Here is a 24970-nt window from a genome sequence, read left to right on the forward strand (position 1 = left end):
TCAAGCCTGGTCCCGGGCTTCGAAGCTGGCCCGGTGCGCGGCGCTGCAGAACACTCCGCCCTTGCCCGGCAGCGCATCATCTGCAGGCAGGTGCACACCGCATTCGGCGCAGCGCAGCATCGCCTTCGGTGCCGCCGACGGCGGTGGCGGCGTACGCGATTCGGGCTCACGCGGCCGCGCGCGCCTGGCGCCCAGCACGAAGAAGAGGCCTCCCAGCAGCAGGAGCAGCAGCAGATACTTCATGCGCCTCCCCCATTGGCGCGCTGCAGGATGACCTCAAGCACGAAGCGCGAGCCGGCGTAGGACAGCAGCAGCAACGCCGCACCGGCATAGAGCCAGCGCGTGGCCCGCCGGCCGCGCCAGCCATAGATGCGCCGGCCGACGAGCAGGCCGGTCAGCACCAGCCACCCCAGCACGGCAAGCAGGTTCTTGTGGTCCCAGTGCCAAGTCGGCGTGAACCACCAGCCCAGGAAGATGGCCAGCGACAGCACGCCAACACCGGCGGCAACAAACTGGAATGTCAGCCGCTCCAACTGCAGCAGCGGCAATCCACCAGGCGCAGCGTGCTTCTGGCGCAGCCGTGCCTCGGCCCGGTTCATCAGCGATGCATGCAGCACGGCCACGCCGAACAGCCCGTAGGACGCCAGCCCCAGCACCCAGTGAAGTGGTGCCCAGGGCGATGCCGCCAGTGGCCGGCTCTCGCCGGGAAAGCCCCAGGCAAGCAGCACCGCCGCCGCGGCCAGCCATGCCAGCACGCGGCGCACGCTGTGCAGTGGCAGGAAACGGCTCTCGATCAGATAGACGGTCAGCACCAGCCAGATCGTCATCGACAGTGCTGGCGCGAATCCGAAGCGCGCGCCGCGTGTCTCCAGGCCATAGCCGCTGATATCGATGAAAAGCGCGGCGAACTGCGCCGTCCAGGCCAGGGCCATAGGCGGTACTGAGCGCAGCGGGCGCCGCGCGACAACCTCGCCCTCCGCGGCGCGGGCGCGCAGCAGCCCCACCCAAACATAGCCCAGCAATGCCAGGGCACTGGCCACCGCCAGCGCTGGGCCTGACCCGGCCGCATTGGCACTGGTGGCGGCGGCACCTCCGGCATCGGCGAGAAGGGCGGGCGATAAACTCATGGCTGCAGTGTACTTTTGGCCTCCGCCGTTCTGCGGGACCGGCCCTTCCCCATCCATGGCTTCCAACCTCACCGACCGCCTGAGTCGCCTCGTGAAGACGATGCGCGGCCAGGCCCGCATCACCGAGAGCAATGTGCAGGACATGCTGCGCGAGGTGCGCATGGCCCTGCTAGAGGCAGACGTGGCGCTGCCCGTGGTCCGCGACTTCATCGCGCGGGTCAAGGAGAAGGCGCTGGGCCAGGAGGTGGTCGGCTCGCTGAACCCAGGCCAGGTGCTGGTCTCGGTCGTGCACAAGGAGCTCGCCGCGACCATGGGTGAAGGCGTGGCCGACATCAACCTGGCCGCCCAGCCTCCCGCCGTGATCTTGATGGCCGGCCTGCAAGGTGCCGGCAAGACAACCACGACGGCCAAGCTGGCCAAGCACCTGATCGAAAAGCGCAAGAAGAAGGTGCTGACGGTCTCTGCCGACGTCTACCGCCCCGCCGCCATTGAGCAGCTGAAGACCGTCACACGCCAGGCCGGCGCCGAATGGTTCGAGTCCACGCCCGACCAGAAGCCACGCGACATCGCTCTGGCCGCACTGGACTATGCGCGTCGCCATTACTTCGACGTACTCCTGGTCGACACGGCCGGCCGCCTGGCCATCGACGAAGCGCTGATGGCCGAGATCAAGGAGCTGCACGCAACCCTGAACCCGGTCGAGACGCTGTTCGTAGTCGACGCCATGCAAGGCCAGGATGCGGTCAACACCGCCAAGGCATTCAAGGAAGCTCTGCCGCTAACGGGCGTGATCCTCACCAAGCTGGACGGCGACTCCCGCGGCGGTGCAGCACTGTCGGTACGGCAGGTCACCGGCGCACCTATCAAGTTCGCTGGCGTGTCCGAGAAGATCGACGGGCTGGAGGTGTTCGATGCCGAGCGGCACGCCGGTCGGGTGCTTGGCATGGGCGACATCGTGGCGCTGGTCGAACAAGTCACACAGAGCGTGGACCTGGCCTCGGCCCAGGCCATGGCCGAGAAGCTCAAGAGCGGCAGCGGCTTCGACCTGAATGACTTCCTGCAGCAGATCGCGCAGATGAAGAAGATGGGGGGGCTCGGCGGCCTGATGGACAAGCTGCCGCAGAACATGATGGGCAACAAGCAGCCCGGCCAGGCCGACATGGACCGCGCTGAGCGCGACATGAAGCGCATGGAAGGCATCCTGCGTGCGATGACCGCCAAGGAGCGCGCCCATCCCTCTCTGCTGATGGACGGCAAGAGCAAGGCCAGCCGCAAGCGCCGCATCGCCGCCGGCGCGGGCGTACAGATCCAGGACGTCAACCGCCTGCTGAATCAGTTCGACCAGATGCAGGGGATGATGAAGAAGATGAAGGGCGGCGGCCTGATGAAGATGATGAAGCGCATGGGCGGCATGAAGGGCCTGCCGGGGATGTAAACCCTGCGCCGCCTAGTGAACCGTAAAGCGGCGCCTGAAGACGATGCGTACCAGGGCCAGGCCACCGAGCATCGCGGCACCCAGTAGCAGGAACATGAACGCATGCGGCGCCACGCCCGGGCCGCGCGCCGCGACAACCAGTGCCGCAATCCCGGCGGTCAGGCAATAGGCAGCCACGTATAGAAATAGCGTCCAACCCAGACGCAAGGCGTTGAAGTTGCCCTGCATGGCCTGCAGGCCCAGCACCAATGGCAGGCCCACCAGCGCGCCCAAAGCCATGAAGGCCAGCTCGCCCCAGGTCGTCGGCGGCTGGCTGGAGGCCGCCGAGGCCAGCGCCATCGGCCCACTGAAGGCGCCGGCCACCATCGCGGCTGCGAGCAGGATGCGGCGGATCAGCATTCCGGCATGCGCCTTACTCCAGCAGTGCCCGCGCGAACTCGCGGGCACTGAATGTTTCCAGGTCTTCCAGCTTCTCGCCCACGCCGATGAAATAGACCGGGACCGGTCTCTCCCGCGCGATGGCGGCCAGCACGCCGCCCTTGGCCGTGCCGTCCAGCTTGGTGACGATCAGGCCGGTCAGGCCCAGGGCCTCGTCGAAGGCCTTGACCTGGTTCAGCGCGTTCTGGCCGGTGTTGCCGTCCACGACCAGCAACACCTCGTGTGGCGCGCCCTCCTGGGCCTTGGCGATGACGCGCCGGATCTTCTTCAGCTCCTCCATCAGGTGCAGTTGCGTCGGCAGCCGGCCCGCGGTGTCGGCAATGACCACGTCGGCGCCGCGCGCCCGACCAGCATTCACCGCGTCGAAGGACACCGCCGCCGGGTCGCCGCCCTCTTGGCTGATGATCTCGACCTTGGCGCGATCGGCCCACACACCCAATTGCTCACGCGCCGCAGCACGGAAGGTGTCGGCCGCAGCCAGTAGCACGCGCTGGTCGGCCTCGGCGAGATGGCGAGTCAGCTTGCCGATGCTGGTGGTCTTGCCGGCACCATTGACGCCCACCACCATCATCACGGTCGGCGTGTGCCGGCCCACCTCCAGGCCCTTTTCCAGCGGCGCCAACAACTGCGCCAATGCCTCCACGAGCAGGCCCCGAACGGCCTGCGGCTCAGTAACCCGGGACTCCTTCACGCGACGCTTCAAGTCGTCGAGCAGGAATTGCGTGGCCTTCACGCCAGCGTCGGCCAGCAGCAGCGCCTCCTCCAGCTCCTCGTAGAGCTGATCATCGATCTTGGCGCCGCTGAAGACGCTGGCGATGCTGCCGCCGGTCTTGCGCAGTCCGGCACGCAGGCGCTCCATCCAGCCCTGACGAGGCGGTGCGGCTGGCGCCTGCACCACGACGGGCGGCTCGGTGACAGGCGGCGCGGAAGTGGCCACCGGCGACGCCTCCACCGATGCCACCACAGGCGGCGCGATCGGCGCAGCTGGCACAGGCGGCGCACTCACGGGAGCCGGTGCGAGGGCCGGCGTTACGGGCACCGGGGCAGGCGCGCGGGCGGGCTTGACCGTCCAACCCTCGGGCAGCAACTCGGGCCCTTCGGCGGGCGCAGGGGCCGGGGCCGACTTCTTGAAGAAACTGAACATGGGCGGCATTTTCGCCGGGTCTTGGCATGTCCCCGTCGGGACCTCGGCAGCGGCCTTTCTCGCAAGCGTTTGATCGATTCGCGCAGACAAACGCGGGGACACTGGTCTCGGATCCACGCACTCCCGGTCTGCCCATGCCTGCTGTCCTGCCACCCACCTTGCCGAACCGCACTGCCATCTGGTTCGCTTCACTGCTGATGTGTGCCGCAGCCGGTGCGCAGGACTTGCCCGGCCAGGCGCCCACTACCCTCGGCGCCACGCAGGCCAAGGCCCCCCTGGCCGCCGCCAAAGGTGAGAAAACCTTCCTGATGTCGGCGTTCATGGCCACTTCGCAGAACAAGCTGAGCCTGTTCTCGTCGGCGGACGGCGTCACCTTCACCTCGCTGGGCTCTGAGGTCTACCAGCCGCCCAAGGACCTGCTGCGCGACCCTTCCATCATCCGCGCGGGCGACGGCCTCTACTACATCGCCTACACGACCAACTGGTCGGGCTCCACCTTCGGCATCGCCAGGTCAGCCGACCTGAGAAGCTGGACGCATGTGGCCGACGTGCCGGTCAAGCTGCCGGGCAGCGATCAGAAAGTCAGCAACGTATGGGCACCCGAGTGGTTCCGCGAGTCCGATGGAAGCTTGAAGCTCATCGTGAGCCTGTCCAAGACGGGCACGCAAGGGCCGTTCGCCGCCTACTCCTTGAAGGCATTGGACGCGAGCTTCACAAGGTTTGCCGAACCCATGCCCATGCGGGGACTAGAGAACAACTACATCGACACCTTCGTTATCCAGCACGAAGGCCGCTACGTCGCGTTCGCGAAGAACGAGACGACCAAGTTCATCGAGCTGGCCACCGCACAGTCGCTCGACGGCCCGTGGACGATCCAGAAGACCGGCGACTGGGCCGGTTGGGGCGGCCCCTCTGAGGGGCAGGCGCTAGTGCCCATCAAGGGCTCGGACGGCAAACCTGGCTGGCGCATCTACTTCGATGACTACATGACGAAGCGCTACTGGTACTCCGACAGCTTCGACGGGCTCCAGACCTGGACGCCCAAGAAGGAGCTAGGCGGCGTGTCGGGCAGCGTGCGCCATTTCACCGTCATCTCCGAAGACACTGCACAGCTGGAACGCGCGGCGGCGCCCAAGACCAAGCCCAGGACCGTCACCTGGGACCGCCACTCGCTGATCATCGATGGCAAGCGCGAGATGATCTTCGGCGGCGAATTCCACCCCTTCCGCCTGCCTTCGCCCGACCTGTGGCGCGACGTGTTGCAGAAAATGAAGGCTTCCGGGCTGAATGCCGTGGCCTTCTATTTCAGCTGGGGATACCACTCCGCCAAGCCCGGCCACTACGACTTCACCGGCATCCGCAACGTCGAGCGCGCGATCCAGATGGCTGAGGAGGAAGGCCTCTACGTCATTGCGCGCATGGGCCCCTATGTCAACGCCGAGTTGACGGCGGGTGGCTTTCCCGGGTGGCTGCTTCGCCAGCGCGTCGAGGCCCGCACCGACGCGGCCGAGTACCAGGCCGCCACCGACGAATGGATGACGCAGATCAACGCCATTCTGGCCCGCCACCAGATCACCAACGGCACCGGCAGCGTCATCGCCTACCAGCTGGAGAACGAGCTGTTCGCGGTGAACCCCAAGAACATCCGCCACATGCAGCACCTGGCGGACAAGGCGCGTGCCGACGGTATCACCGTGCCCCTGTTCCATAACGCCGCGTCGCGGCTACCGGACTGGACGCCGAAGAACTCCACCGCCCCCTTCGCCAACCCAGGCCCGACGGATCTGTACGCCTTCGACGGCTACCCGGGCGGCGTCTGCGACGTGAACGGCACTCCTGGTGCACCTGCGCCTGTGCAGGATTGGGGCATCTACGGCAAGAACTTCCCGAAGGTGGGATCGCTCGCCTCGCCCAATACGCCGGGCTTCGTCGCTGAGATCGGCGCAGGCTGGTTCGACTATTGGGGTAGCAACGGCACCTATGAGTGCACGGCCAAGCGCCAGGGCCCCGGCTACCAGCGCGTGGTCTACGGCGGCAGCCTGATCAACTCGCTGACCATCCACTCCATCTACATGGCCTACGGCGGCACCAGTTGGGGCTGGCTGGGCGGACCGGTTGTCTACACGAGCTATGACTACGGATCGCCCATCAACGAGTCGCGAGTGATGCGCGACAAGGCGCTGGTGCTCAAGCAGATGGGCAGCTTCGTGCAGGCCGCCACGCCCGTGCTGGCGGCAATGGACAAGGGGGAGGTGCTGGACCCCGGGAACGCCAAGGTCAGGCTGTACCACAACGTCAACAACGGATTAGGCAGCCACGTGCTGCTGGCCCAGCACAACCATCTGAGCGGCAGCGAGGCCTTTGGCTTCAAGCTGCAGACGCGCGACGGCAGCTACCAGGTGCCGCAGGCCGGCAAGCTGACACTGACCGGCCAGGATGCCAAGATGCTGCTGGCCAGCTACGCGCTGGAACGCCAGCATCTGGTCTACAGCACCAGCGAGCTTCAGACACAGCTGCAGCAGGGCGCGCGCGACGTGGCGCTGCTGTATGGTCGCGATGGCGACGACGGTGAAACCGTGCTGCGCTATTCGAGCAAGCCGACAGTGAAGCTCCTGCGCGGCAACGCGGACGTGACCTGGGATGCCAAGAGTGGCGACCTGCGCCTGAACTACGTCCACAAGGGCCTCCTTGAAATTCTGGTCACCGGCGGTGGCCGCGCACCGCTCTTGCTGCTGCTGGCCGACGAGAAGACGGGCTGGGAGTTCTGGCGGCTGAAGGCCGGCGGGCAAGCCGTGCTGGTGCGCAGCCCGGCGCTGGTGCGCACCGCCACCGTAAACGGCAGGACGCTGCAGCTGACCGGGGACACGACGCAGACGAGCGGTCTTCGCGCCTGGGCACCCGACGGCGTCAACGCGCTGAGCTTCAATGGCCAGGCCATCCCAGCAGCCACTCGGGACCATAGCCTCGTCGCCAGTGCACCGCTGCCCGGTCCGGATGCCGTCCGGCTGCCCGACCTGGCGCAGACCGTATGGACGCGCCGCTACGACTCGCTGGAGGCAACGCCCGGCTTCGACGACAGCGGCTGGCGCAAGGCCGACGCTGCCGTGTCGGCGGCCAACGTCTACACCGCGCCCGACAAGGGCCAGCCGGTGCTGTCCATGAGCGACTACGGATTCCACCACGGCGACGTCTGGTACCGCGGCCGCTTCACGACCGTCGACACCAAGCCGCTGCAGCTTGAGCTGTTCTTCGGCGGCGGCGGCGCAGGCATGATCCAGGTCTGGGTGGACGGCAGATTCATCGGCCAGCAGGACCACGACACCGGCCGCCCCTTCCCCGAGACGACCGACACCTTCAAGCACCTGCTGAAGGACCTGCCGCCGGGCGAGCACGTCATCGCCGTCGTCGTGCGCAACAACTCGCACAATTGGGACCTGTTCGCCGACGACGTTCACAAGGAGGCCCGGGGCCTGATCTCCGCCTCGCTCAGCCCCAAGGGTGGCCAGCGCTTCGGCACGCCCATCGCCTGGAGGATCCAGGGCAACAAGGGCGGTGAGGACATCGCCGACCTGGTGCGTGGCCCCATGAACAACGGCGGCCTGTTTGGCGAGCGTATGGGCTGGCACCTGCCGGTCGATCCGGCCAATCCACAGGCCGGCTGGGACGCCACCACGCCGGGTGCAGCGCCGCCCGCCCCCGGTACCTACTGGCTGCGCACGAACTTCAAGCTGGACCTTCCGCGAGGCCACGACGTGCAGCTCGGCTTGGCCTTCGGCGACACGAGCAGGCCACGCTCCGAGCGCGAGAACCGCGCGCTGATCTTCGTCAACGGCTGGAACCTCGGCCAGTTCATCGCCCACATCGGTCCGCAGCGGGTCTTCGTGCTGCCGCCGGGCATCCTGAATCCCAATGGCGAGAACACGCTGACGCTGGCCGTCACCACCGATGGGCAGGCCGCCAACGCTTTGGAGGCGATGCGTCTTGTGCCCCTGGCCGTTGCCCGCGGCGGCGTGCCGGTAGAAGCGGTGCCCCAGCCGCGCAACCTCCAACGTTGAACCTGCACGGCACGTGATGACCATGCCACGCCTCGCCACGAAGCCCGTCCGCCCACTGCGGCGTTGGGCGCGAGTCGGCTTGGTAGTGTGGGGCCTGGGTTTCATGCTGTACCTGGCGAACTCGGTGCGGACGCAGGGCGTGGCGCCGGCGCAGTTGCACAGCGACACGCGGGTGCAGGTGCTGTCGTCCGCGGACGCACTGGAGCTGCGCCCCATCGCCAGCTTGCAAGCCCGGGGTCTGATCTTCTTCAGTGGATCCGGCGTCTCAGCCGAGGCCTATGTACCGCTGTTGCGTCCCGTCGCCGAGGCCGGCCATCGCGTGTTCATCGTGCGACTGCCGTGGCGCTTCGCGCCGCTGGAGTCGCACCGCGACGAGGCCATCGCGCAGGCCCGCGCGCTGATCGCCAGTCAACCCGAGGCGACGGGCTGGGTAGCCGCGGGGCACTCGCTGGGCGGCGCCATCGCGGCGCGCTGGCTGCAGTCGCCGCCGCCGGGTGTGACAGCGCTGGTGCTGGTGGGCACCACACACCCCAAGGATCACGACCTGTCAGCCCTGCAACTTCCCGTCACCAAGGTCTACGCCACGAACGACGAGGTTGCACCAGTCCGCCGTGTATTGGGCAATCGCCGCCTGCTGCCGGCCAGCACGCAGTGGCTGGAAATCAAGGGCGGCAACCATTCACAGTTCGGCCACTACGGCCATCAGCTCTTCGACGGTGACGCCACGATCACGCGCGAAGAGCAACAGCTCCTGACCCGCGGTGCCCTCCTCCAGGCGCTGGCCCACATCCCAGCCATGCCAGGCTCCACGACCGACAAACCATGAAGTCCGCCCTGCTCTGCCTCACGCTCGCAATGCCGCTTACCCTGCCGCCGGCCTGGGCGCAGGCGCCTGCCGTCGCGCGCCAGGTGCAGACTCTGGACACCGGCTGGCGATTCAGCAAGACCGACCCTGGCGCAGCCATGCAGCCCGCATTCGACGACAGCGGCTGGCAGGCCGTCCGCGTGCCACACGATTGGAGCCAGCACGAACCCTTGCGCGCCGAGTACGGCAGCGGCAACGGCTACGCCGCGGGCGGCATTGCCTGGTATCGCCGCAGCCTCGCTGTAGGGGCCGAGCACAAGGGCCGCGTCGCGCGCATCACCTTCGACGGCGTCTACGACCATGCCCAGGTCTGGATCAATGGCCAGTACGTGGGCGGGCGGCCCTATGGCTACAGCAGCTTCCAGGTCGAGCTGACGCCCTACCTGAAGTTCGATGGCAGCCCAAATGTGCTGGCCGTGCGCGTGGATCACTCACGTCAGATGGACTCGCGCTACTTCACCGGCTCCGGCATCTATCGCAACGCACGTCTGAGCTTCTCCGACGCGCTGCACATCGCGCCATGGGGTAGCTTCGTGACGACGTCCGCCGTCAGCGCCGCCCGCGCGGACGTCAAGGCCGAGGCCGAACTGATCAACGCCGCACCGGCCGCCCGAGCGTTCACGCTGCGCGCCGAGCTGATCGCGCCGGACGGCCACGTTGTCACCACGCGTGAGGCGCAGGCCCGGCTCTCAGCCGGAGAGCGCAGCACGCTGACCCAGGTGATGTCGGTAGACAAGCCACAACGCTGGTCGCCGGAATCGCCGCAGATGTACACGCTGCGCCAGACCGTGCTGGTGAACGGCCAAGCCGTCGACCAGAACGACACGCCTTTCGGCATCCGCAGCTTTCGCTTCGACGCCGACCAGGGCTTCTTCCTGAACGGCCAAGCGGTGAAGCTCAAGGGCGTGTGCCTTCACCATGACGCCGGCAGCCTGGGAGCGGCCGTCCCCGTGGCTGTGCTGGAGCGCCGCTTGCAGCAGCTGAAAGACATCGGCGTCAACGCCATCCGCACCAGTCACAACCCGCCCGCGCCCGAACTGCTGGACCTGGCCGACCGAATGGGCTTCCTCGTACAGGCCGAGGCCTTCGACGAGTTCACGCCCACCAAGAACAAGTGGATCGAGGGCTGGAACGTCGGCGTTCCGGGCCGCCAGGGCTACGGCGAAGAGTTCGCTGCCTGGGGCGTGCGCGATGTGGAAGACATGGTGAGGCGCGACCGCAACCACCCCAGCATCGTCATGTGGAGCGTGGGCAACGAGGTCGACTACCCCAACGACCCGTTCTCCCACCCCGTGCTGGGCGCAAAGTACCGCCCCACCGCGCCGCCTGCCAGCGACCTGGTGCGCTGGGGCCGGCCGTTGGTGGAGGCCGTGCGCCGCATGGACCCGACGCGGCCAGTCACGGCAGCATTGGCCTCAGTGGAGATGAGCGATGCCGTCGGATTCGCCGACCTCTTCGATGTGGCTGGCTACAACTACCAGGAAGCCCGCTATGCGGCCGACCATGCGAAGTTCCCGCAACGCGTCATCTACGGTAGCGAGAACCGCCACGACTACCGCGCCTGGGCCGTCGTGCGTGACACGCCCTACATCAGCGCCCAGTTCCTGTGGACCGGCTTCGACTACCTCGGCGAGGCTGGTCGCTGGCCGCAGCGCGCGGCAGACTTCGGCCTCTTCGACCTGGCCGGCTTCATGAAGCCGCGGGGCGCCTTCCGCGCCAGCCTATGGAGTGGCAAGCCGGTCGTCTACCTGGCCGCCGCCACGGCGTCGGCCACACAGGTCGCGTCGGCTTCCGGCCAGGGAACGCCACTGCTGGACCAGCAAAAACGCGCCAAGGTCGCCGAGCACTGGAACTGGCCAGCGGGCGAGTCCATGGTCGTATCGGCCTACGCGAACACTCCCGAGGTGCAACTGTGGCTGAACGGCAAGCTCATCGGCACGCAGAAGGCCGCCGACGCCATCGAAGGCATCCTGAGCTGGACGCTGCCCTTCGAGGCGGGCGAGTTGAAGGCCATCGGGCTGAAGGCCGGCAAGCCCGCCGCCGAGTTCAGGCTGCAGACCGCGGGCGCCGCAGCGCGTATCGAGCTACAGCGCGTCGCCCCGGCCCGGGACGGCATCGAGCAGATCGCCTTCTTCGTCGTCGACGCCCGGGGCCGACGCGTGCCGGACGCCGCCCAACGGCTGCGCTTCGATCCCGCCGGTGCGCTGGAGATCCTAGGCATCGGAAACGGCAACCTCGCGGACGTGGATGATCCGCGTGACGCCGAACATGCAGCCTACGAAGGCCGCGGCCTCGCCGTCCTGCGCCGCACCGACAACACCCAACCCGCGCGCCTGCGCGTCAGCGCCCCCGGCCTCGTGCCGGCCGAGCTGTCCTTCTAAGCAGTACCCAGAGACAACGCCATGCCTAACCAAGTCCTCAAGCCCGTCGACTCCTCACGCATCCACCCGCTGCTGGCCCATCACACGGCCCATCTGGGCGCGGACCGCGATGACATCCGCGGCGCCATCGACCGCCTGATCCACAACCTGATCAACATCGAGGACAAGGACGGCAAGTTCCTGTTGCGCCTGGATGATGGCCGCGTACTGGACACCAAAGGCTGGAACGGCTTCGAGTGGACACACGGCGTGGGCCTGTACGGTGTCTACAAGGTTTGGGAGCTAACCGGCGACCCCAAGGCCTGGGACATCATGACCAGCTGGTTCGAGGCGCGCTTCAAGGAAGGCATGCCCAGCCGCAACATCAATACGGTCGCACCCTTCCTGACGCTGGCCAACCTGTTCGACCGCACCGGCGACCGCCGATTCCTGCCCTACATCGACCGCTGGGCCGAGTGGGTCTACAACGAGCTGCCCCGCACCGAGGAAGGTGGCTTCCAGCACATCGTCTACAACAGCGTTAACGACCAGCAGCTGTGGGACGACACGCTGATGATGTCGGTGCTGCCGCTGGCCAAGTTCGGCCTGCTGCTGAATCGCCCGCGCTACATCGAGGAGGCCAAGCGCCAGTTCCTCGTGCACATCAAGTACTTGGCCGACCGCAAGACCGGCCTTTGGTTCCACGGCTGGACCTTCGATGGCCGCCACAACTTTGCCAACGCCCTGTGGGCGCGCGGTAACTCCTGGGTCACCATCGTCATCCCGGAGTTCATCGAGTTGCTGAACTTGCCCGAGGGCGACGCATTCCGCCAGTTCCTCATCACGACGCTCGAGGCACAAGTCAAGGCGCTCAGCACATGCCAGTCGCCATCGGGCCTGTGGCCCACGCTGCTGGACGACCCGACGTCGTATGACGAAGCCGCCGCCTCGGCCGGCTTCGCCTACGGCATCCTCAAGGCCGTCCGCAAGGGCTACATCTCCAAGGACTACGAGGCCTTCGGCGTGAAGGCCGCACTCGCCGTGCGCAGGCACATCAACGATGCCGGCGAGCTGACGCAGGTGAGCTTCGGTACGCCGGTGTTCAACACGCTGCAGGAGTACAAGGACATCCCGCTGACGTCCATGCCGTTCGGCCAGGCGATGGCGCTGCTGGCCATGGGCGAGCTGCTCGTCCGCTTCATCTGAGGCCGACATGCAGCAGAAGAACCTGCACCCCGCGGCCCGCGAGCCGAACTGGATCAACTATTGGGGCTGGGGCAGCGGCGACATGCTTGGCGCTGGTGCCCAGGCCGTCATCACCGGCTGGCTGTTCTATTTCTTCACGACCTTCTGTGGCCTCAGCGCCGTGGAGGCAGGACTGATCCTCGGCCTGCCGCGTCTGCTGGAGGCCATCACCTGCCCACTGATCGGCTATGTGTCCGACAACCTGCGCCACACCTGGGTGGGCCGCAAGATCGGCCGGCGCAAGATCTTCCTGCTCATCACCATCCCGCTGCTGCCCAGCTTCGCGCTGATCTTCCGCACCGGCCACACCTTCTACTACTACCTGTTCGCATTCATCTTCTTCGAGCTGCTGTACACGATGTTTCTCATCCCATGGGAAACGCTGGCGGCCGAGATGACCAAGGACTACAAGGCCAAGGCCAAGTTCGCTGGCGCGCGCATGATCGTGGCGCAGAGCTCGGCCATCCTGGCCTCGTATCTGCCCACGCTTCTGATCAGCCAGTTCGGCGGCAAGGACTCGCCCGACACCTTCTTCTGGATGGCGGCCATCTTCGGCGTGATCTTCTCGGTGGTGGTACTCATCGTTGTGCTGACGAGCTGGGAGCGCCCCTATGGCCCCCGCGAGCAGGCCGTGCTGTCGCAGACCTATGGAGGTGTCAGCCTCAAGGCGGCGCTGAGCCTGCCGGTGAAGATGTTCCGCGACCTCTTCTCCACGCTGAAGATCCGCGCCTTCCGCCAGCACCTGTCCATCTACCTGGGCGGCTACCTGTCGCAGGACATCTTCAACAGCGCCTTTGCCTTCTTCGTCGCGACGGTGTTGATGGGCGCAACGCTCGTCATCTCGCAGCTGATGACAGTCATGTACGTGGCCCAGCTGATTTCGGTGATGGTGGCCATACAGATCGTCATCCGCACCGGCCCGGTGCTGGCCTACCGGCTGGCCGCATCGCTGTTCGGCGTCGCGCTGCTGCTGTACCTGGGCTTCTACATGGTGCGTCCGGAAGGCTTCGCCGAGAGCTTCAACGCGCTGGGCGCGAACCTCTTCGGTGCGCTGGACCCCTCGCGTGACGGCTTCTCCGCCAGCCTGCTGTTCTGGCTGTTCGTGCCAATCGTGCTGGCGGGTCTCGGCCGCGGCACGTTGAACTTCGTGCCCTGGTCGGTCTACAACTATCTGCCCGACGTCGACGAAGCCGTCACCGGCCAGCGCCGCGAGGGCATCTTCGCCGGCGTCATGACGCTGGTTCGCAAGCTGGCCCAGAGCGCCGCCATCATGGCCAGCGGCTGGATCATCGACTGGGGTGGCTACATCAAGACCAAGCCCGGCGAGGTCGTCATGCAAAGCCCCGAAGCCATCCAGACCGTCACCGCGCTGATGGTGGGTGGGCCGCTGCTGATGCTGCTGCTGGGCGCCATCGCCTCCTGGTCGTTCCGGCTCAATGCCAGCACGCACGCGGTGCTGGTGCACGAGGTCGAACGCCTGCGTCATGGCGCCACGAAGGCCGAGAGCGACGAGAACCGTCGCATCGTCGAAGACCTCACCGGCTGGCCCTACGACCGCCTCTGGGGCCGCGGCGGCGGCTCCGCCCCCTCGTCCGAGCTGCCCTCCGTCCAACGCCAGCGCACATGACCGACTTCAGCCGCCGCCACTTCTTCAAGACCGCCGCGCTGCCCGTCAGCGGCCTGGCTGGCCTGTCCACCGCCGCATCCACCGCAGCCGCACCCGCGCCGGTTGCTGTCGCCACCAGCACCACGGACCCGTCCGCGCTGCGCTGGCTGGACGGTTCTGCCCCCGAGCTGATGCTGGGCGCGACGCTGGGCTTGCCCTGGCCGCGCGGCGAGCAGCGCAAGGGTCAGGACTTCCGCGCCGTCGATAGCCAGGGCAAGCCGCTGGCGCTGCAGACCTGGCCGCTGGCCTACTGGCCCGATGGCTCGCTGAAGTGGACGGCGCATGCGCTGCCCGCCGGCGCGGATACCGGCACCGCGCCCAGCATCCGTCCGGGCAAGTCCGCGGCCATGGCCAGCACTAGGGTCAGCGTGAAGGAGCAGGCGGATGCCGTGGAGGTCGACACCGGCGTCATCCGCTGCCGGCTGCCGCGCCAGGGCGCCCGGCTCATCCAGCACATCGAGCGCGACGGCCGGGTGGTGATGGGCAGCTGCACGCTGATCGCGCAGACCGACGACAAGCCCGATGCCGAGCATGGTGCCGTCACCCAGACGGCCTTCGAGAGCCGCACGACCCAGCTCAGCGTCGAGCAGAGCGGTCCTGTGCGCGCCACCATCAAGGTCGAAGGCCTGCACCGCAGCGCCGCCGGCCGCGAGTGGCTGCCGTTCACGGTCCGCTTCTACTTCTACGCTGGCGCCGAGTCCGTGCGCGCAATGCACAGCTTCGTGTTCGACGGAGACGACCAGAAGGACTTCCTGCGCGGCATCGGCCTGCGCTTCGATGTGCCGCTGCGCGACGCGCCCTACGACCGCCACGTGCGTTTCGCGGGCGAGGCCGGTGGCCTGTGGGCCGAGGGTGTGCGCAACCTCACCGGCCTTCGCCGCGAGCCGGGCGCCGCCGTGCGCGAAGCCCAACTGGCCGGCCGTGCAACACCGCCGTTGGAGCAGTGGGGAGCGCAGGTACGCAAGCTACACCACCGCATCCCGACCTGGGGCGACTACACACTGAGCCAGCTTAGCGCCGACGGCTTCCAGATCAAGAAGCGCACCAAGGCCGGCCATGGCTGGATCCCCGCTGCCTTCGGCCGCCGCGCCCCCGGCACCGGCTACATCGGTGGCGCCGGCGGCGGCGTGGTCTTCGGCCTGCGCGACTTCTGGCAGCGCCACCCTGTGCAGCTGGACATCCGCAACGCCCACACCGAAGCAGCCCAGGTCACCGTCTGGATGCACGCCCCCGAGGCGCCGGCCATGGACCTGCGCTTCTATCACGATGGCCTGGGCATGGAAACGCACGAGCAAGAGCTCGAGGGCCTGGAGGTCACGTACGAGGACTACGAGAAAGGCTTCGGCACGCCCGTGGGCATCGCGCGCAGCAGCGAGATCACGCTATGGGCACTGGCCGCCACGCCCACCCGCGAACGCCTCGTGCAGATGGCCGCCGCCGTGCAGACGCCGCCACAGCTTGCCGCCGCGCCGCAGCGCTACCTGCACGCCGGAGTGTTCGGCAAGCTCTGGAGCCTGCCCGACCGCTCCACGCCCACGCGCGTGAAGATCGAGGACCGACTGGACTTCCTGTTCGCCTTCTACGCGCGTGAGGTCGAGCAGCGCCGCTGGTACGGCTTCTGGGACTACGGCGACATCCGTCACACCTACGACGCCGACCGCCACGAATGGCGCTACGACGTGGGCGGCTACGCCTGGGACAACTCGGAGCTGTCGCCCGACCTCTGGCTCTGGTACGCCTACCTGCGATCGGGGCGCGCCGACATCTTCCGCTTCGCCGAAGCCATGGTACGCCACACCGCCGACGTGGACATCTATCACGCCGGCCGCTTCAAGGGCCTGGGCACGCGGCACAACGTGCAGCACTGGGGCTGCAGTGCCAAGCAGGCGCGCATCTCCACGTCGGCCAACCGGCGCTTCTACTACTACCTGACCGCCGACGAACGCATCGGCGACGTCATGCGCGAAGTGCTGGATGTCGACCAGAAGCTTGACGAGGTGGACCCGGTGCGCAAGATCGCCGGCCGCGTGGACAAAGGTCCCTGGCCCGCCCGCATCGGCTTCGGTACCGACTGGGGCTCGCTGGTCGCCAACTTCATGACCGAGTGGGAGCGCACCGGTGATGTTCGCTGGCGCAACAAGCTGCTACGCGGCATGCAGGGCATCGCAGCCATGCCACATGGCTTCTTCACCGGTAGCGGTGGCTACGAACCCACGGGGCCTAACGAAGGCGCGCTGCACAACGTCAGCGGCGACAAGATTAGCGCCAGCCACCTGAGTGCCGTATTCGGCGGCATGGAGATGATGACGGAGCTGGTGGAGCTGATCGACGTACCGGCGTTCAAGCAGGCCTGGGTGCAGTATTGCGACCTCTACAACGCGCCGCGCGAGCAGCAGGTCAAGGTGCTAGGCGCGCCGCACGGCGGCAGCCCGGTGCTGACCGTGGGTCATTCACGCCTGACTGCCTACGCCGCAGCGCAACGGAGGGACGCGACGCTGGCGCAGCGGGCCTGGCGGGAGTTCCTGGCCGATGAGCGCTTCGGCGCCAAGCCACTGAAAACTACGCGCATCACCGGTCCCCAAGTGCTGAACCCGGTGGACGAGGCTGCGTGGATTAGCACCAACGACACCGCCCAATGGGGCCTTGCGGCCATCCAGAACCTGGCCTTGGTGGGCGAGCATCTCAAGGATTGACATGAAGCATCTGCTGCTCTTCGCCGGCCTGCTGGCGGCTCCCGCCTGGGCGGACGGAACCCTGCGTTTCGCCTTCGATGGCAAGCCCGCCGCCGGTGAAGTGGCGGTAGCCGCCGACACTGTCTACAGCCGCGAGCAAGGCCATGGCTTCGAGGCCGATGCGCCACGCAACGCGGCCGGCCAACCCTTCTTTTTCTCGGTGGATGTACCCGAGGGCAACTACCGCGTGACCGCCACATTGGGCGGCCGAGACGCCAGCGATACGACGATCAAGGCGGAGCTCCGACGCCTGCAGCTGAACAGCGTACGGCTGCCCGCCGGCAAGACTGAGACGCACAGCTTCATCGTCAACGTGCGCACCGCCAACATCTCCGCCGTGCCGGGCGTAGAGGCCGGGCGCGTAAAGCTGAAGGAGCGCGAAATCGTCAGCGAGGCTTGGGCGTGGGACCGCCGCCTGACGTTGGAGATCAACGGTGCGCATCCGGCGCTCACCCACCTGCTCATCGAGCCAGTCAAGGTTCCAACGGTCTATCTGCTGGGCGATTCAACGGTAGCCGACCAGTCCGGCGAGCCTTATGCCAGCTGGGGTCAGATGCTGCCCGCGCTGTTCAAGGCCTCCGTCGCCGTATCCAACCATGCCGAGTCGGGCGAAACCTTCCGCGACTCGCTGGCGCGTCGGCGCATCGACAAGATCCTGTCAACCCTGCAGCCCGGTGACACGGTGCTGCTGCAGTTCGGCCACAACGACCAGAAGCAGCAGAAGGACGGCAGCGGCAACGCCCAGACCTACCAAGCCGAGCTGCGGACGCATGTCGAGCGCATCCTGGCGCACGGCGGCGTACCGGTGGTGGTGTCGTCCATGGAGCGCCGCAACTTCGACCCGCAGACGGGCAAGCTCAGGCCCAGCCTGGCCGAGTACGCCAACGCGGCGCGCACCGTGGCCCAGGACATGAAGCTGGCCTTCATCGACTTGAACGCGATGAGCATCCAGTTCTACGAGGCCCTCGGGCCGGAGCGCTCGCAACAGGCGCATCCCTTGAACAACGGCAAGCTGGACAACACCCACCACAACAACTATGGCGCCGCCCAGTTGGCACGTTTGGTGGCGCTGGGCCTGAGGGAAGCCCAGGTGCCCGTGGCCCGCGAGCTGCGCGATGATCTGGGCTCCATAGCCCCCGCCAAGCCGCAGCCGCCGGAGCAGTTCCACGTTGCGGTAAGCCCCGGCTTCACACAACAGCGCCCGCTGGGCGACTGAGCCCATGAAATTCCATGTCCTTGCCGGGGCGCTGGCCTGCGCCGCGCTCACGCACGCCCCCATCACGACGGCGGCTCCCCCCAAAGCCGCCGAGGCCGTCACGGCACAAGGCTTCTCACCCGAGCGCCTCAAGCGCCTGGACGTCGCCATCGACGAGCAGATCGCCGGCAAGCAGTTGGCCGGCGGCGTCATGGTCGTCATGCGCGATGGCAAGCCTGTCGTCTTCAAGGCCTATGGCCAGCAGGACGTCGAGAACGCCAAGGCCATGCGCACGGACACGATCTTCCGCATTGCCTCCATGAGCAAGGCGCTCACTACTGTGGCGGCCATGATGCTCTACGAGGAAGGCCGCTTCCTGCTGAAGGATCCGCTGTCCCGATACTTGCCCGCCTTCGCCAACGTGCAGGTGGCGCTGCCCGGCGGCGGCACCGAGAAGCTGCGCCGTCCACTGACCATCCACGACCTGCTCACGCACACCGCCGGCATGAGCTACGGCGCCGGCCCCGCCAAGGCCGCGTACGACGCCGCCGGCATGAAGGACTGGTACCTGGTCGGCAACGACGAGACGCTGGCCGCATGGACCGACCGTTTTGCCGCCCTGCCCCTACAGAGCCAGCCGGGCGAACAGTTCATCTACGGCTATGCGACCGACGTGCTGGGCCGGCTGGTAGAGGTGGTATCCGGCCAGTCACTGGACAGGTTCATCAAGACGCGCATCACCGACCCGCTGCGCATGCCTGACACCGGCTTTGTCGTGGCGCCAGAGAAGATTGCGCGACTGGCCAACGTCTACGGCTTGGAGGGCGGCCGGATCAAGCTGATGGAGACGTCCGACAAGAGTGACTTCGTCAACGGACCACACAAGCTGATGTCCGGCGGCGCCGGCATGCTGAGTACCGCCAGCGATTACACACGCTTCCTGCAGATGCTGCTCAACAAGGGTGAACTGGACGGCGTGCGCCTGCTCGCGCCTAAGACCGTGGAGCTGATGACTGCCGACCACCTCGCGGACAAGTCCCGCGGCGACGCCGATGGCTTCGGCCTTGGCTTCTGGGTCAACGTGCGACGTGGCGGCTTCAAGGAGCTCGGCAGCGAGGGCGCGTTCGGCTGGGGCAGCGCCTACTTCCCGCAGTACACGGTCGACCCCAAGGAGCGCCTCATCATTCTGCTGATGACGCAACTGCGCCCTGCAGGCAGCTCGACGCTGCATCTGCGCGTGCGCACGCTGACCTACCAGGCCCTCATCAGGTAAGGCCCGCACACGCTGCGCCGGAAGGTTCGGCCCGTGTGCCCCCCACTAGCCATCGCCAATCATGGCGATGCAACGCTCGCGCGATTCCCTGCAGTTATCGCTGCGGCGCGAGATCACTCACGTCCGTGAGCGCTTTCCAAACGCTCATGCGCTTGAGCACACGCGATGAAGCCCCCTGCCTAGAGTCCGCTCCCGGTCGCGGCCACCGCCGTCAACCGTGAAAAACGACACGAAACCAGGAGACTTCATGCACAAGACAAGCACGCGCCTGCGCCTGGCGCGCTGGCTGGCCTCGGGGCTGCTCGCCGCCTCGGCACCGGCCGCTATGGCGGCATTCAGCATCACCACCGTCCACGACAACAGCAACGCGGCGCGTCCGCAGTACGTTATCGACACTGATGCCGGCCTGGTGTTCAAGGTGCGTGCCTGGGACAACGGCTCCAGCACCACGTCCTCCGGCGACCTCTCCAGCATCCTCTACAAAGGCGTGGAGTACGCCGACGCGTCCCGCGGCACGCAGCTGAACTCGGGTGCGGACTGGCTCTACACCGGCGTCAGCGCCGTGGCCGTGAAGGCAGAGCTGGTAAACGCCAACGGCAGCGTCGTGCCGGCCTCCACCGTGAACAACGGCGTCGTCACGGGCGACGCTTACATCCGCGTCACACTGACCGTGAACAGCACCAAGGGCGGCACGCTGACGCACTACTACGTCGTCAGGAAGGGTGAGTCGAACATCCACATGGGCACTCACTTCACCGAGGAGCCCGACGTGCACGGCCTTGTGCGCTTCATCGCGCGAATCCCAATCGCCAGGCTGCCCAACGGCGGCCCCGCACACGCGGCTGGTGGCCTGGTCAGCTACGGCGGTCAGAGCTACTGGGCCGAAGACCTCCGTGGCACCAGCGGCGCCATCGAAGCCAGCGATGTGTTCGGGTTCGCAGCCACCGACCCGCGCTACGGCCAGTCGCGCTCCAAGCACTACGCCAACCGCCGCCTGAAGGACTGGGAGTTCGTCGGCGGCACGGGCCCAGGTGTTGGTGTCTGGTTCTGGCGCGACAACAACGAGGGCGGCTCCGGCGGCCCGTTCTACCGCAGCCTGCTGCAGCAGATCACCGACACGACCAACGAGTTGACCTACATCGTCAACTACGGCGAAGCACAGACCGAAGCCTTCCGCATGGGCGTGCTGAACACGTACACGATGATCTTCAACGACGGCACGCCGCCTACGTCGAGGCCCGACACCAGCTGGTACGGGCAGGTTGGCATGTTGGGCTATGTGCCGCCCGTGGGCCGCGGCTCGGTCAGTGGCGCCGGCCTGACGGGCCGCATCGCTGGCCTGCCCTACACCGTTGGCTTCGCCAACGCGCAGGCGCAGTACTGGGCAGACGCCGACCCGGTGGACGGACACTTCACGGCTACCGGCATGCTGCCGGGCGTCTACACGATGACTGTCTACAAGGGTGAGCTGGCCGTGCAGACGGGTACGGTGACTGTCACTGCCAACGCCAGCTACGCGCTCAACCCCGTGGCCATCACCGGGGACCCGGAGACAACCCCGGCGCTCTGGCGCATCGGCCATTGGGACGGCACGCCGCAGGAGTTCATCAATGGCGACAAGCTGACCTTCATGCACCCCAGCGACGTGCGCATGGCGTCGTGGAACGTCGGCCCTTACATCGTCGGCAGCTCCACCAACGCCAACTGGCCCGCCTATCAGTGGAAGGACGTCAACAACGGCCTGCAGGTTCGCTTCACGCTCAAGCGCGGTCAGAACGCCGCCCCGCTACGGCTGCGCATCGGCACCACCGCCGACTACAACAGCGCCCGCCCGCAGGTCACCGTCAACAGCTGGACGTCGGGCATCCCGGCCGCCCCGCCCAAGGTCTCGCGCAACCTCACGGTGGGCACCTATCGCGGCTTCAACCGTACCTACACCTTCGACATCCCGGCGGCGCAGTTGGTTGTCGGCACCAACGTGCTCACTATCAACACCGTCAGCGGCACCGCGGGCGCTGCCTTCCTGAGCCCTGCCCTGTCCTTCGACGCGATCGATCTGGTCGCGCTCCCCTGAAGCCCACGCCCGGCCTGCCACGCCGGGCGTGGGAAGGACTGACCGGCCCACGGACGGTGGCAATGCCCGCGACGCCAAGCTGCGGACAGCGCCAGCCCGGGCCGGCTTGGGCCTCCCGGCGCTCGGCCCAGAACACCATTTAGAACACCATCATGATGAAAAACCTTGTTCCTTCTTTGATCAGCCTGCTCGCCGCACCGGCCATGGCCGCCGTCGTGCAGACCACCGGCGCCGGCAGTGCCACGCCCGCAGCCAACTACCTGAGCTACGCCGCCGACTTCGAGGCCAACACCGACCTCGCGAGCCCTTGGTCCGAAGGCGGGCTGCTGTTCAGCCACACGGGCCTGGCCAACGACAACGGCGGCTGCGGCTATGCCGGCGAATTCTGCGTGGACCTGGGCGCTGGCGAGAGCTACAGCCAGTCATTCAGCGGCAACTACTTCGCCGCCACGGGCTTGAATGCCTACCTGTCCATCCGCAGCGCAAGTACCGCGCTGAACGGCATCGAGTTCGCCGTCGACTCCGGTTACGCAAGCATCTTCGTGATGTGGCAGACCTGGCTGGACGGCGTGCTCACGGGCAGCGGCCGCGTGTCGCTGGGCGGCGCCGGCATCGGTGACGTGCTGGCGCTGAGCGATGCGGTCGGTTTCGACGAGGTGCGCGTCTACGCCTTCAACAGCGCCAACGTCACCAGTGGCTACAGCGCTCCGGCCATCGACAGCGTGCGCGCCTTCACGGTGTCGGAGCCGGGCTCGCTGGCGCTGGCCTCGCTGGCAGGGCTGGGAGTCGCTGGTCTGCGCCGCCGCCGCGGCTGAGCCCGGCATCCCGAAACGAATCAGCCGGCGCAAGCCGGCTGTTTCGTTAGGCGTTCAGAACAACCATGGGCTGACGCAGGCCCGCCAACCATCGCGGTAGCCCTGCCACCCCGGCGGGCTCCACACCTGCACCGGCGCCGCACCCGCATCTGGCGCGCGCCCCCAGGCATCCAGCATCCAGGCACCGCAGGTGGTGCCACTGCTGTCGTCCGACACGGTCACGTCGCGCCCTTGCGCCAGCCCGGCCAGCAGGGGGCCGAACCAGGGATTCGCCGTGAAAGCGCCTTCGACGACGACACGGCCACTCGCACCCAGCGCATCCAGGCAATGGTCCGTCATCAGCACGACGTAGAGCGTTGCCAGCGCCGCACGCTCAGCGTCGGTCTGCGGCATGGCGCCAGTCACGCGGCCCACCCGGCCGGCGAACGGCCCACCTGCCTCTGCAAAGCAGGGCAGTGCCATCGTGCCGCGCGCGATCAGCCGCTCGACGTCCTCGGCCACGAACGCGGCCGGCTGCTCGCCGGCGATGGCACCGAACTCGCGGCCACCCATGAAACGCATGCAGGGCACTGCCTCGCCGAAGACGTTGCAGTTGGCCAGCATGTCCTGGGCCTCAACCAGCGGCTTGGTCGCCGAGCCCAGCGCCGCCGCGATAACCCAGGTACCGGTGGACAGCACCGTGCAGGGGCCGCTCTGTTGCAGCGTCAGCAGGTGGCGTAGCAACGAGGCATTGCTGTCATGGATACCGCAGACGATCTCGCAATCGACCGGCAGTCCCGTGTCAGCCGCCAGTTCGGGCCTAAGGACGCCCAGGCGCGCCCAGGCTTCGCGGCGCTCTGGGAAGAGCGGTTCCCAGCCGTGGCGCTCCACCAGGCTGGACCAGCGCCCCGCGTCCGGCCGCCACAGATCAGTGTGACAGCCCAGCGATGTGACCTCGCTGGCCGCGACGCCACAAAGGCGCCAGGCCCAGTACTGGGGGTACATCAGCACATGCCTGGCACGGGAGAACTCGGTGGGGAAGCGTGCCTGTAGCCAGTCCAGCTGACGCCCCAGGTTCAGGCCGGCCGGCAGCAACGGCGACCCGCTCTCGCTGAAGGCAGGCCGCAAAGACTCATAGCGCGTCGCATCGGTGGTATCGCCCGGCACATGCTCGTAGTCCAGCACCGGTAGCACCAGCCCCACCTCGTCGACCAGTGCTGCCGTCGCGCCATGCGTAACCGGCACGATGGCGCTTATGTGCGCCAGCGCCGACAGCTCACGCAACTGGCCCAACATCCAGCCCCACAGCCGCTCCGTGTCGTGGTGGGGGTATGGGCCGACACGGCGCACGGTGTTGGGCGTGCGCACCTCCGCCAGCGTCTTGCCGGCCGCATCGATCAGCGTGAGCTTGGCGTTGGTCTTGCCGATGTCGAGGACGACGGTGCCGGGAACAGCGTTCAAGAGTTCAGCCCCACGCGGCGCCCGTAGGCGCCGGCTTCCAGCACGGCCGCGTAATCATGCGAACTCATGGCCGAGGCCTCCACGACCCGAGGGTCCACTGCTTCGGGCTCCACGGTGATGACTCGCACGCCGTAATGCTCCAGCAGCTGCACGGCACTGTCGGAGGCACCGGTGTCGGTAATGACGGTGGAGACGCGGTTCAGTCCGCACAGCACCAAGCCGGCCTTGCGCTGGAACTTGGAACTGTCGACCAACACGACCAGTTCCTCGGCCTGGCCGATCAGGCGCTTCTCGGCCTGGATCAGCAGCGGGTCGGCTTCCATCAAACCCAGGATGGACAGACCATACACACCCATGAACATCTTGGCCGCGTAGTGGTGCTGGGCCACGTCGTTCTCGAACGGGCTGAGGATGACGTTCTGCTCGCGGTAAACCTTGCCACCCGGCAGGATGATCTCGTTGTCGCTGGTCACGAGCAGGCGCTCGGCCATCAGGAAGGAGTTCGTGAGAATCTTCAGCTGCTTCTCGACGAGAAACTCCGCCATCATGAAAGTGGTGGTCCCACCGTTGATGATGATGGTTTCTCCGTTATTGCACATGGAAGTGGCATAACGGGCAATGGCGCGCTTGGCCGCAGTATTCTGTTGAGCGTTGTTTTGGAATGTTTCGCTGGACAGCGTATAAGATTTTTTCTTCTGCTCCAGCCTTTGCGCTCCGCCGCGGGTTCGCGTCAGCTGATTTTTCGCCGCGAGCCAGGAAATATCCCTGCGCACGGTCGCAGCAGAAGCCGACAACCATTCCATCAGTTGCTGGACGCTGGCGTGTTCGCGCTCGTCCAGCAGTTTGAGCAGACGCTTGTGGCGCTTGTGATTGATCATGTGGATCACCTTCTCGGGCGCCTCGCAGAAGCGGCGGCGACCGTTGTCTCGTACTTATGGGACCCAGCCTCTGGAGGGCGGGCATCGCTTGGCTTGGCAGCCCGGCTGAGGCCGGGTCAGGGCATGCGGCCGGTGTGCGTAGGCGCCAGCCGCCGACGGCACTTCCACTCACGCTCAGAACCGATCAAAGCCTGGGTGAAACGCCGTTCCAAGTGCAGATTACGTCAG

17 protein-coding genes are annotated in these 24970 nt (G+C 66.9%); 11 read left to right on the forward strand and 6 right to left on the reverse strand.

The genetic code is table 11. From position 1 onward, the window contains the following. Together QM732_RS17840 and QM732_RS17845 are read right to left on the reverse strand one after the other, a co-directional pair. Positions 1-243, reverse strand: a complete 243-nt coding sequence (locus QM732_RS17840; RefSeq protein ID WP_415657440.1) for a PP0621 family protein — start codon at positions 241-243, stop codon at positions 1-3. Next, positions 240-1127 (reverse strand): inner membrane protein YpjD, encoded by an 888-nt coding sequence (locus QM732_RS17845; protein WP_415657441.1) that lies wholly within the window; start codon positions 1125-1127, stop codon positions 240-242. The genes QM732_RS17840 and QM732_RS17845 overlap by 4 nt, the downstream gene beginning before the upstream one ends. 55 nt (positions 1128-1182) lie before the next feature. Between QM732_RS17845 and ffh the strand changes: the two genes are divergently transcribed. Beyond that, positions 1183-2562: a signal recognition particle protein gene (gene ffh / locus QM732_RS17850; RefSeq protein WP_415657442.1), complete on the forward strand. Its 1380-nt coding sequence runs from the start codon at positions 1183-1185 to the stop codon at positions 2560-2562. A 12-nt stretch (positions 2563-2574) separates the two neighbouring features. Here the strand turns inward: ffh and QM732_RS17855 are convergent, their stop codons facing one another. Both QM732_RS17855 and ftsY read right to left on the reverse strand, forming a co-directional pair. Further along, on the reverse strand, positions 2575-2961 hold the full coding sequence (locus tag QM732_RS17855; protein ID WP_415657443.1) for a hypothetical protein: 387 nt from the start codon (positions 2959-2961) through the stop codon (positions 2575-2577). Positions 2962-2974: 13 nt separating this feature from the next. Beyond that, the gene (gene ftsY / locus QM732_RS17860) at positions 2975-4144 is read right to left on the reverse strand and encodes a signal recognition particle-docking protein FtsY (RefSeq protein WP_415657444.1); all 1170 of its coding nucleotides are present in this window, start codon (positions 4142-4144) and stop codon (positions 2975-2977) included. A gap of 134 nt (positions 4145-4278) precedes the next feature. On the opposite strand from ftsY, the gene QM732_RS17865 reads away from it, so the two are divergent. The 10 genes from QM732_RS17865 (at position 4279) to QM732_RS17910 (ending at position 22424) form a co-directional block, all read left to right on the forward strand. After that, positions 4279-8199, forward strand: a complete 3921-nt coding sequence (locus QM732_RS17865) for a beta-galactosidase (protein WP_415657445.1) — start codon at positions 4279-4281, stop codon at positions 8197-8199. 22 nt (positions 8200-8221) lie between these two features. Beyond that, the gene (locus QM732_RS17870) at positions 8222-9025 is read left to right on the forward strand and encodes an alpha/beta fold hydrolase (protein ID WP_415657446.1); all 804 of its coding nucleotides are present in this window, start codon (positions 8222-8224) and stop codon (positions 9023-9025) included. Continuing rightward, on the forward strand, positions 9022-11445 hold the full coding sequence (locus tag QM732_RS17875; RefSeq protein ID WP_415657447.1) for a glycoside hydrolase family 2 TIM barrel-domain containing protein: 2424 nt from the start codon (positions 9022-9024) through the stop codon (positions 11443-11445). The genes QM732_RS17870 and QM732_RS17875 overlap by 4 nt, the downstream gene beginning before the upstream one ends. A 21-nt stretch (positions 11446-11466) precedes the next feature. After that, entirely contained in the window at positions 11467-12630 is a 1164-nt protein-coding gene (locus tag QM732_RS17880) for a glycoside hydrolase family 88/105 protein (protein ID WP_415657448.1), read from the forward strand. A 7-nt stretch (positions 12631-12637) separates the two neighbouring features. Further along, positions 12638-14296 (forward strand): MFS transporter, encoded by a 1659-nt coding sequence (locus QM732_RS17885; protein ID WP_415657449.1) that lies wholly within the window; start codon positions 12638-12640, stop codon positions 14294-14296. Further along, positions 14293-17028 (forward strand): Tat pathway signal sequence domain protein, encoded by a 2736-nt coding sequence (locus QM732_RS17890; RefSeq protein WP_415657450.1) that lies wholly within the window; start codon positions 14293-14295, stop codon positions 17026-17028. Before QM732_RS17885 ends, QM732_RS17890 begins: the two co-directional genes overlap by 4 nt. Position 17029: 1 nt before the next feature. Next, positions 17030-18283, forward strand: a complete 1254-nt coding sequence (locus QM732_RS17895; protein WP_415657451.1) for a rhamnogalacturonan acetylesterase — start codon at positions 17030-17032, stop codon at positions 18281-18283. Positions 18284-18287: 4 nt separating this feature from the next. Then, complete coding sequence (locus tag QM732_RS17900; protein WP_415657452.1) at positions 18288-19535, forward strand: serine hydrolase domain-containing protein; 1248 nt, start codon at positions 18288-18290, stop codon at positions 19533-19535. Positions 19536-19782: 247 nt separating this feature from the next. Beyond that, on the forward strand, positions 19783-21609 hold the full coding sequence (locus QM732_RS17905; protein WP_415657453.1) for a rhamnogalacturonan lyase B N-terminal domain-containing protein: 1827 nt from the start codon (positions 19783-19785) through the stop codon (positions 21607-21609). Between the two features lie 152 nt (positions 21610-21761). Further along, positions 21762-22424 (forward strand): hypothetical protein, encoded by a 663-nt coding sequence (locus QM732_RS17910; RefSeq protein ID WP_415657454.1) that lies wholly within the window; start codon positions 21762-21764, stop codon positions 22422-22424. A gap of 54 nt (positions 22425-22478) precedes the next feature. Here the strand turns inward: QM732_RS17910 and QM732_RS17915 are convergent, their stop codons facing one another. Together QM732_RS17915 and QM732_RS17920 are read right to left on the reverse strand one after the other, a co-directional pair. Further along, complete coding sequence (locus tag QM732_RS17915) at positions 22479-23864, reverse strand: FGGY-family carbohydrate kinase (RefSeq protein ID WP_415657455.1); 1386 nt, start codon at positions 23862-23864, stop codon at positions 22479-22481. Next, positions 23861-24742: a DeoR/GlpR family DNA-binding transcription regulator gene (locus tag QM732_RS17920; RefSeq protein ID WP_415657456.1), complete on the reverse strand. Its 882-nt coding sequence runs from the start codon at positions 24740-24742 to the stop codon at positions 23861-23863. Before QM732_RS17920 ends, QM732_RS17915 begins: the two co-directional genes overlap by 4 nt. Positions 24743-24970 lie beyond the last annotated feature (228 nt).

Source organism: Roseateles sp., assembly GCF_047654805.1.
Classification (GTDB): Bacteria; Pseudomonadota; Gammaproteobacteria; order Burkholderiales; family Burkholderiaceae_C; genus Pelomonas.